We start from the raw sequence: 9945 nt of genomic DNA, 5'->3' as shown, positions 1-9945 counted from the left end.
CGGCCTTGCGGGCCGCGGGCGTCCTGCCCGCGATCGTCGCGACGCGGGTCACGTTGCGGGCCCCGACGCTGCTGGTTTTCCTCGGCCAGGCGCTGCTGGAACGCGGCTTCGCGTTCGGCGCGGTCGGCCTGGGCCTGGGCCAGCGTCGGACGCGGCTTGTTGACGCCCTTGCCGCGCAGCGGCGCGCGGCGCGCACCCTTGTCGGCCTGGTTGTCCGCCGACGTGGCATCGGCCGGTTTGTTCTTGTTGAGTTTGAGCGTGGCCATGTCGGTACTGCTTCGGGTGGATTGCGAGGGTCGCGGGGCGGAAGGGGACAGGAAAACGGGAGAACGATGCGGAGACGGGGGCGGAGAACTGGGAGCAGGGAGCGGACGTCGGTCGCGTGCGGTGAGTCGCCGGAACTCAGCGCCCGCGCAGGAACAGCGCGTCCAGGTCGCGCAGGGTGAGTTGGCGCCAGGTCGGGCGTCCGTGGTTGCACTGGTCGGCGCGTTCGGTCCGTTCCATGTCGCGCAGCAGTGCGTTCATCTCGTCGATCGTCAACTGGCGGTTGGCCCGCACCGCGCCGTGGCAGGCCATCGTCGCGAGGATCTCATGCTGCGCGCGCTCGATCGCATGGCTGGCGTCGAACTGCGCCAGCTCGGCGAGCACGCCGCGCGCCAGTTCGACGACGTCGCCGCCGGCCAGCAGCGCCGGACGTTCGCGCACGGCCAGCACCTTGGCCGACAGCGGGGCGATGTCGAGGCCCAGGCGCTGCAGCGTCTCGGCCTGCGCTTCGGCGGTGGCGATCTCGGCCGGCGTCGCGGCGAAGGTCACCGGGATCAGCAGCGGCTGCGAGTCGATGCGGGTCTCGCCGAGCGCGGTCTTCAGGCGCTCGTACACGACGCGTTCGTGGGCCGCGTGCATGTCGATGATGATCAGGCCCTGCGCGTTCTCGGCCAGCACGTAGACGCCCTGGATCTGCGCGATCGCGCGGCCCAGCGGCCATTCGCCGGCCTGGCTGGACGGTAGCGGGGCGACGGGTGCGGCGCCCAGCGCCGACAGGGCGGAAGGCGCTGCGGGGGAGGTCGGCAGGCCGCCTCTGGGGGCGGAGGCGTACAGCGCCTCGGCCTGCTCCAACGCGAGCGCCGTCTGCGCGCGGGTCGGGATGGGTGCTCGCCAGCCCTCGGGGCCGGCGAATCGCGCGGAAGGCGCGGCGTAGGCGGCCGGCGGCTCGTAGGCGGCAGTCTGGCCGTCCGCGCCTGAAGGGCCTGAAGCGCCCGAAGCGTTGCCCATGCCGCCCTGTTCCCAGGCCGGCGTGCCGGTCCACCGTTGACGGCCGGCCGGGGTGGCGGGTTCGGCCGAGGCCGATCCTTCGGCGGCGTGCTGGCCGTCCTCGCTGCTGCGGGACAGGGCCAGCGCGGCCACCACGGCGCGGCGCACCTGCTGGTGGATCTCGCGGCCGTCGCGGAAGCGGACCTCGATCTTGGTCGGATGGACGTTGACGTCGACCAGCTCGGGCTGGACGTCGATGAACAGCACGTAGCTCGGCTGGCGGTGGCCGTGCAGGACGTCGTCGAAGGCCGAGCGGATCGCGTGCGAGATCAGCTTGTCGCGCACGTAGCGGCCGTTGACGTAGACGTACTGCATGTCGGCGCGGGCGCGGGCGGCCTCCGGCAGGCCGACGCGGCCGTGGATGCGCATCGGGCCGACTTCGGCGAAGACCTCGCGGCTCTGGGCGATGAAGTCTTCGTTCAGCACTTCCGCGATCCGTTGCGGCAGCGGGGCGGCGCGCCATTGGTCGACCAGCTTGCCCTCGTGCCAGACGGCGAAGCCGACGTCGGGTCGGGCGAGTGCATGACGGCGCAGCGCTTCGAGGCAGTGGGCGAGTTCGGTGCTCTCGCTCTTCAGGAACTTGCGGCGGGCGGGCGTGTTGAAGAACAGCTCGCGGACTTCGACGGAGGTGCCTCTGGCGCGGGCGGCGGGGCTGAGTTCGCCGGTGCGGGCTTCCAGGCGCCAGGCGTGGGCGGCGCCGGTGTAGCGGGACACCAGGGCCAGTTCGGCGATGGAAGACACGGCGGCGAGCGCCTCGCCGCGGAAGCCCATCGTGGCGACGGCCTCGAGGTCGTCCAGGGTGCCGATCTTGCTGGTGGCGTGGCGCTTGATGGCCAGGGGCAGTTCGCCGTCGGGGATGCCGTGGCCGTCGTCCTCGACGATGAGGCTGCGGATGCCGCCGGCGATCAGCTTGAGCTGGATCTGGCCGGCGCCGGCGTCCAAGGCGTTGTCCACCAGTTCGCGGACGACGGAGGCCGGGCGTTCGACGACCTCGCCGGCGGCGATCTGGGAGATCAGTTCATCGGGGAGTTCGCGGATCGCGCGCCGGCCCGCGGGCGCGCCGGTGTCGAATGCGGCCGCGGCGTTCGCCGTCGGGGCGAGGGTGTCGTCCATGGGGCCCGATTGTAGAAGGTACGGCGGATTCACCCCTGGGCGAACGCGGCGTCAGTTCCGGGCGTCATGGGAGAAGCCCCGCAGCGCGTTTTCCAGGCAAGTCATACCGGCTCGTACTGTTGGATCGCCTCGCATAGGACCAGTAGACGAGGAGTGCGATTGACCAGAGGCCCGTGGCGGCGATCGTCCAGTCGTAGCGCATGGCCTCGACTGGGCGGTGCGTCAACCAGTACGAGGCCGGGCCCGTCTGCGCGATGCAGATGTCCACGATGGCGTGCAAGGCAACGGTGCACGATATGGACCTCGTGGCGACGTACAGAGTCCCGAGCGTCAATCCACCCACCAGGTACCACGCCACCGTATGAGGAGCGATGAACGCATGTTTCCCATGAGCCGCCAGGAACAAGCCAGCCTGGATGACTAACGAGATGAGCACCGGCACCCCGAGATGTAGCAGTCGGCCCATCAGGACATAGCGGTACACGAACTCTTCAGTCAACGCGATGCATAGCACATTGAAGAGCGACGCGATCGATGCCGAGATCGTGATCAGCTGGAGTGCCCCCGGTTCCTGAAAACGATGGACGCCCATGACGAGGACAACCGGCGCCGTGCTCAATAGGACTGCGGCAAACCACCACGTGACGCGCTGGGGCCGGTCGGACGGATGGGCGAGCCGAGAGGACAGTGCATACCGCTTTCTCGTGAGCCGGAACAGGGCCAAGAGGCAGAGAACGGCCAATGCGGACGGCGCGGCACGGGCCCAGGCGGCGGCGTCGACCCACTCCCGCCAAGACTGATTGAAAAGGGCGCCCATCAGGCAAAGCAGGGCAACGTAGACGAGCGTGGTTTCGCCCAGCGCGTACAGAGCTCGGGCGGCAGCTTTCAACATTTTCATGAGTGGTTCCGTCGATGCCCGTTGAGAAACCCCCGGAGGCGGAGCCGATTCTTCGAACCTCGACCCAAGGCGTCGATAGTCAGTTCTTCCATCACATCGAAGAGTCAGAGCGTCTGGCATCTCTGACTTTGTTCGGTGGGCCACACAGCAAATTCGAGCTGGTCGAGCTGCCGTTTCTTCACGAGCGCATAAGGAACCGCCCGCCATAATCCGCGCCCATGGATCTGATGCACTTCCTCGTCGACTTCATCCTGCATGTCGACAAGCACCTCGCCGAGTTCGTGGCCGCCTACGGGATGTGGGTCTACGCGCTGCTGTTCCTGATCGTGTTCGTGGAGACCGGCCTCGTCGTGATGCCCTTCCTGCCGGGGGACTCGCTGCTGTTCGTCGTCGGCGCCTTGTGCGGGACGGGGATGATGAGCCTGCCGCTGGCGATCACGGTGCTGCTCGTCGCCGCCATCCTGGGCGACCAGTGCAACTACACGATCGGGCGCTACTTCGGGCCCAAGGTGTTCCAGTGGGAGCAGTCGCGCTTCTTCAACAAGCGCGCCTTCGACGCCGCGCACGAGTTCTACGAGAAGCACGGCGGCGTCACCATCATCCTGGCGCGCTTCATGCCCTTCATCCGCACCTTCGCGCCCTTCGTGGCCGGCGTCGCGGCGATGACCCGCAGCCGCTTCACGGCGTACAACGTCGCCGGCGGCGTGATCTGGGTCGTGGGCCTCACGATGGCGGGCTACCTCTTCGGCAACATCCCCTTCGTGCAGACGCACCTCAGCAAGATCATCTGGGCCATGATCATCATCCCGGGCCTGATCGCGCTTTACGGCGGATGGCGCGCCTCGCGCGCGAAGCCAGCGGTCTGAGCGCGGGAAAACACCGACGCGCCTAGCGCGCAAACACCGGGGGTGAGCTTCGTCATGGTGAGATCGCAGGGCTATCCTCGCCCGCTGTTTTCACCGCCGATCACGCTCATGCAACACAGCATCCTCAGCAAGGCCGTCACCCTGGCCCTGAGTCTGACCGCCGCGATCGCGGCAGCGCCTACGCAGGCCCAACAGGCCGCGACCACGACCGCTTCCGCCACTTCCGCAGCCGCGCCGGCCCCCGCCGTGACCATGCTGCTGCGCGATCCCGCCGTGTCCGCGCGCCACCTGGCCTTCGTCTATGGCGGCGACCTGTGGATCGCCAACCGCGACGGCAGCCAGCCGCGCCGGCTCGCCGGTCATGCCGCCGGCGAGTTCGCGCCGCGCTTCTCGCCCGACGGCCAATGGATCGCCTTCTCCGCGGCCTACGACGGCAACACCGATGTCTATGTGATCGCCGCGAACGGCGGTCAACCGCGCCGCCTGACCTGGCACCCGGCCGCCGACCAGGTGACCGGCTGGAGCCCCGACGGCAAGCGCGTGCTGTTCGCCTCCAACCGCGAGGTGCTGAACACCCGCAGCAAGCAGCTGTTCGAGGTGCCGGTGGACGGCGGCTTCGAGCACAAGGTGATGGAGGCCGTCGCCTACGAGGGCGTGTGGTCGCCCGACGGCACGCGCCTGGCCTACCGCCCGAACGGCGCGGCCTACTCCGGCCCGAGCGGCTGGCGCCAGAGCCGCGGCGGCACCACGCCGCCGATCTGGATCCTCGATCCCAAGGGCAAGACCTGGGAACAGATCCCGCACGTCAACGCGACCGACAGCAACCCGATCTGGATGGGCGACGAGGTCGTCTTCATCTCCGACCGCAACGACGGCGCGGCCAACCTCTTCGCGTTCAATACCCGGACCAAGGCGCTGCGCCAGCTGACCAAGGAAACCGTCTGGGATATCCGCAGCGCCGACGGCCGTGACGGCCGCATCGTCTACGAGGCGGGCGGACAGCTGAAGGAAGTCGGCCTCGAGGGCGGCACCTCGCGTGTCCTCAGCGTCGCGCTGAACGAGCAGAGCAACGAGGCGCGCGTGCAGTGGAAGGACGCCGCCAAGACCATCACCGGCGCGTCGCTGTCGGCCACCGGCAAGCGCGTCGTGGTCAGCGCGCGCGGCGAGGTCTTCTCCGTGCCGGTGAAGGACGGCGTGGTGCGCAACCTGACGCAGACCTCCGGCGTGCGTGAGAAGGACGCCCTGTGGAGCCCCGACGGCCAGCAGGTCGCCTACGTCTCCGACGAGCCCGGCATGCGCCACCAGGTCGTGATCCGCGACCAGCTCGGCGACCAGGCCGCCAACAAGCCCACGCGCAAGCTGCTGCTGCCGGAGACCGGCTACTACACGCTGCTCGCGTGGTCGCCGGACGGCGCGCGGCTGGTGCTGCAGGACAACCACCTGAACCTGTACCAGCTGCCGCTGGGCGGCGCGCAGTCGGGCAAGCTGGCCAAGATCGACAGCAGCGAACGCCGCGCCGGCTTCGACGTCGGCTTCTCGCCGGACGGCCGTTACCTGGCCTACACGGTGGTCGGCAAGAACTTCTTCAGCCAGATCCGCATCGCCGACTTCCAGACCGGCCAGCAGCACACGGTCACCGACGGCCTGAGCCACGCCGGCCTGCCGGCGTTCTCGACCAAGGGCGACGTGCTGTTCTTCGCCGCGTCGATCAACTCCGGCCCGGCACAGGTGGGCCTGGACATGTCGACGCAGGAACGTGCGGTGCGCATGGGCCTGTACGCGGCGGTGCTGCGAGCGGACGGCAAGTCGCCGCTCGAGCCCAAGGCCGGCGACGAGGATGGCAAGGACGCCAAGGACAAGAAGGCCGACGAGGACAAGAAGGACGACAAGGCTGAGAAGGCAGACAAGTCGGACAAGGACGCGAAGGACGCGAAGGACGACAAGAAGGCGGACAAGAAGGATGACGGCAAGGACGTCAAGCCCAAGGTCAAGCCGGTGCGCATCGACTTCGCCGGCCTGAAGGACCGCATCGTGGGTCTGCCGGTGGCGACGGCACGTTATGACGACCTCGCGGTGGCGGACGACGGCGCGCTGTTCTACGTCGAGCGCAAGCAGCCGGGCGTGTCCATCGATGCCGAAGGCGGCAACGGCGGCAAGGGCGACCTGTATCGCTTCGACTTCGAAGAGAAGAAGGCGAAGATGGTCAAGCCGCAGATCGAGGGCTACAGCCTGAGCCCGGACGGCAAGAAGATCCTGCTGAGCCCGGGCGGCGGCCGCCTGGAGATCGCTGACGCCAAGGAGAAGATCGACACCAAGAGCATCGACCTGTCGGGCCTGAAGACCCGCGTGGATCCGCGCGCCGAATGGCGTCAGATCTTCGACGAGACCTGGTGGATGGAGAAGGAGTTCTTCTACGACCCGAAGCTGCACGGTCTCGACTGGCAGGGCGTCTACCAGCGCTACGCGCCGCTGGTCGCGGGCGTGCAGCGTCGCGAAGACCTGAACGACCTGCTGGTCGAGATGATCGGCGAGCTGCAGGTCGGTCACAACCGCGTGGGCGGCGGCGACGTGCATCAGGAGCCGCGCGTCGCGGTGGGCCTGCTGGGCGCGGACTTCAGCGTCGAGAATGGCAAGTACCGCATCAAGACGATCTTCAAGGGCGACCGCTGGGATCCGTACCTGAAGGCGCCGCTGGCGGCGCCGGGTCTGGGCGTCAAGGAAGGCGACTACCTGCTGGCGGTCAACGGCCAGCCGGTGGACGGTGCGCACAACCTCTACCAGCAGCTGGAGAACACGGTCGGCAAGCAGGTGCAGCTGACGGTGTCGGCGAATGCGAACGGGCAGGGCGCGCGTCGCGTGACCGTCGAGCCGATCTCGACCGAAGGCCGGCTGCGCCAGTGGGCCTGGATCGACCACAACCGCGAGGAGGTGGATCGCCTGAGCGGCGGCAAGATCGCCTACGTCTACATGCCGGACACGGCGGGACCGGGCTTCCAGCATTTCAACCGGATGTTCTTCGGCCAGGTGGACAAGCCGGGGCTGATCGTCGACGACCGCCGCAATGGCGGCGGCCAGGCGGCGAACTACGTGACCGAGCTGCTGAACCGCGCCTACCTGGGCAGCTGGAAGGACCGTGACGGCTTGATCTACGACACGCCCGCCGGCGCCATCTACGGCCCGAAGGCGATGCTGATCGACCAGGACGCGGGCTCGGGCGGCGACTTCATGCCCTACGCGTTCAAGCGCACGGGCCTGGGCCCGCTGATCGGCAAGCGCACCTGGGGCGGGTTGATCGGCATCTCGGCGAACCCGAACTTGATCGACGGCGGTTTCCTGGTGGTGCCGTTCTTCCGCTTCTTCACGCCGGAAGGCGAGTGGCGCATCGAGAACGAAGGCGTCGCGCCGGACATCGACGTCGATCTGGATCCGGTGGCGGTCAACGCGGGCCGCGATGTGCAGCTCGAAGCGGGCGTGGCGAACGTCCTCGAACGCCTCAAGACCTGGAAGCCGATCCAGCGCACGACGGCACCGGCAATGCCGACGCAGGTCGGCAAGTAAGGCATCTCGCCGACGCGGAACGGAACGGGGCTTCGGCCCCGTTTTTCATGGGCGCTGAATGCTTGCTGAATCCTGACCGGTTTCCCACTGAAGAGGGTGTGGGATCTGCGTTGGGGGAGAGGGCCGCCCAGGCGCCAATCTCATGTCTACCATCACCTTGACGTGATATCACGCAAAGGTTATGGTGAGCACTTCAACAGATCAGTCGTACGACGAATGGGATGTCAACTTCCATGATGACTTCATCCCTGAATTCAATGGAATGGACATTGATGTCCGGCGTGGCTTGTGGGCAGCGACCCTTGCATTGGAGCGGTCTGGCCCGAAGGCGGGACGTCCCCATGTGGACACGCTGCACGGGTCCCGACACGCCAACATGAAGGAGCTTCGATTCAAGGCCAAGTCCGGCAACGAAGTCTGGCGAGCCGCCTTTGCCTTTGATCCGCTGCGATGCGCCTGTTTGTTGGTGGCGGGGGCCAAGCAGGGCAAAAGCGAATCGGAGTTCTACAGGCAGTTGATCCGGGTGGCGGACGAACGCTTCGACGACCACTTGGCCAAATTGATGAATGAGATGACAACGACTTCGACCAGGAGCTGACCATGGCACGATCCCTGAAGAGCATGCTCGCGGAGCTTCCTCCCGAAGAACTCGCGTGGATCGAGTCGAAAGGCCAGGAAATGGCCGACGACATGATTCGCTACGCCGACACGCTTGCCGATGCGCGGCGCGCGTTGGAAAAGACTCAAACCGAGGTGGCCGACGTTCTGCAGATCAAACAGAACGCTGTCACTCAGTTGGAAAAGCGCAGCGACATGTTGCTCTCGACATTGCGCAAGTACGTCGCCGCGATGGGCGCGGAATTGCAACTCAGCATTCGCACTGCGGCGGGAGTTGTCATCGTGCTGGACGGATTCGGAACCTTGTTGCCTGAGGCGCGCATGCCGCCTGCCAAGCGGCAAGCGAAACCGCCCAGTCGATCGGTCAAGAGCAAGGGCTGATGAAGCCTACGCGCTGATAGATGCCACTGCGGCGGCAACCGAGAGCAACAGTGCCGTCACGGCGATCTTCACCAGGATCGCGATGCCCACTGCTCTCCACGCAGACCTGAACGTCCCACCGGCCGCCTTGTGGGCGCGATGCAACCCCCGCAGCATGAGCCACGCGGGTAAGCTCAGAACAAGCCAGACCGGAACCTGGGTCAGGAGTTGGGAGATGGCATGCGGCGGCACATGCATCAGGCACTGCCACCAGACGGCGGTCGCCGTCACGAAGAATCCGAGCGTCAGTCGGTGCGCGCGCCGGAGCAGTCCGCAGGTTGAGAAACGCCAGCACGCCCGCCGCGGGCGGTCCGCCGATGAACCCCGCCGGCAGGATCGAGCCGAAGCCGAACAGCGGCAGAGGCGCCGCGGGCTGGTCGTTCAGCACCGTCACAGCGCGCGATGTCTCGCCGCCAGCGGCGGATTCTTCGCGAAGTACCGTGCGATGCCGGTCGCCAGCGCCTTGACCAGGTCGTCCTGGTAGTCCGGATCGCGCAGTCTGGCTTCTTCCTCGGGATTGGAGATGAAGGCCGTCTCCACCAGGATGGACGGCACGTCCGGCGCCTTCAGCACCGCGAAGCCGGCCTGCTCGACGCTGCCCTTGTGCAGCTTGGCCAGCTTGCCGATCTGGCCCAGCACTTCGCCACCCAGCTTCAGGCTGTCCTTGATCTGCGCCGAGGTGCTCATGTCCAGCATCGCGCGCAGCACGCCCGCATCCTTCACGACCTTGGTGTTGACGCCGCCGATCACGTCGGCCGCGTTCTCCTTGTCGGCCATCCAGCGCGCGTTCGTCGAGCTTGCACCGCTGGTCGACAGTGCAAAGACCGACGCGCCGCGGGCCTTCGGCGTGATGAAGGCGTCCGCGTGGATGGACACGAACAGGTCGGCCTGCACCCGCCGCGCCTTGCGCACCCGCTCGTTGAGCGGAACGAAGAAGTCCGCATCCCGCGTCATCATCACGCGGATGCGCGGGTTGGTGTTCAGCCGGTCGCGCAGCTTCTTGCCGATCGCCAGCACCACGTCCTTCTCTCTCAGCCCCGTGGGGCCGATCGCGCCCGGATCCTCGCCGCCGTGGCCGGGGTCGATCGCGATCACGATCAGCCGGTCCAGCTTGGTCTGGCTCATCTCCGGCGCGACTTCCTTGAGCGGTGGTGCGGGCGG

7 protein-coding genes and 1 pseudogene are annotated in these 9945 nt (G+C 67.3%); 4 read left to right on the top strand and 4 right to left on the bottom strand.

The window, feature by feature from the left end:
- The 3 genes and pseudogenes from VF536_RS03840 to VF536_RS03830 form a co-directional block, all read right to left on the bottom strand.
- Positions 1–266: pseudogene (locus tag VF536_RS03840) on the bottom strand (hypothetical protein); the annotation flags it as partial.
- Positions 267–402: 136 nt separating this feature from the next.
- Positions 403–2424, bottom strand: a complete 2022-nt coding sequence (mutL, locus tag VF536_RS03835) for a DNA mismatch repair endonuclease MutL (protein WP_331613463.1) — start codon at positions 2422–2424, stop codon at positions 403–405.
- Positions 2425–2488: 64 nt separating this feature from the next.
- The gene (locus tag VF536_RS03830) at positions 2489–3322 is read right to left on the bottom strand and encodes a CPBP family intramembrane glutamic endopeptidase (protein WP_331613462.1); all 834 of its coding nucleotides are present in this window, start codon (positions 3320–3322) and stop codon (positions 2489–2491) included.
- A gap of 218 nt (positions 3323–3540) precedes the next feature.
- Here VF536_RS03830 and VF536_RS03825 point away from each other — a divergent pair, with 218 nt between their 5' ends.
- From VF536_RS03825 to VF536_RS03810, 4 genes are all read left to right on the top strand, one after another.
- Positions 3541–4188 (top strand): DedA family protein, encoded by a 648-nt coding sequence (locus VF536_RS03825; protein WP_331613461.1) that lies wholly within the window; start codon positions 3541–3543, stop codon positions 4186–4188.
- 108 nt (positions 4189–4296) lie between these two features.
- Positions 4297–7746: a S41 family peptidase gene (locus VF536_RS03820; protein ID WP_331613460.1), complete on the top strand. Its 3450-nt coding sequence runs from the start codon at positions 4297–4299 to the stop codon at positions 7744–7746.
- 181 nt (positions 7747–7927) lie between these two features.
- Positions 7928–8344, top strand: a complete 417-nt coding sequence (locus VF536_RS03815; RefSeq protein WP_331613459.1) for a type II toxin-antitoxin system RelE/ParE family toxin — start codon at positions 7928–7930, stop codon at positions 8342–8344.
- Positions 8345–8346: 2 nt separating this feature from the next.
- Positions 8347–8745 carry a hypothetical protein gene (locus tag VF536_RS03810; RefSeq protein ID WP_331613458.1) on the top strand — a complete coding sequence of 133 codons (399 nt, stop codon included), beginning with the start codon at positions 8347–8349 and terminating at the stop codon, positions 8743–8745.
- Between the two features lie 429 nt (positions 8746–9174).
- Here the strand turns inward: VF536_RS03810 and VF536_RS03805 are convergent.
- On the bottom strand, positions 9175–9945 hold a 771-nt coding region (locus VF536_RS03805), incomplete at its 5' end, for an N-acetylmuramoyl-L-alanine amidase (protein ID WP_331613457.1).

It is taken from the genome of Roseateles sp. (assembly GCF_036486225.1).
Taxonomy (GTDB): domain Bacteria; phylum Pseudomonadota; class Gammaproteobacteria; order Burkholderiales; family Burkholderiaceae_C; genus Roseateles.
This window is presented reverse-complemented; position numbering and strand designations above follow the sequence as displayed.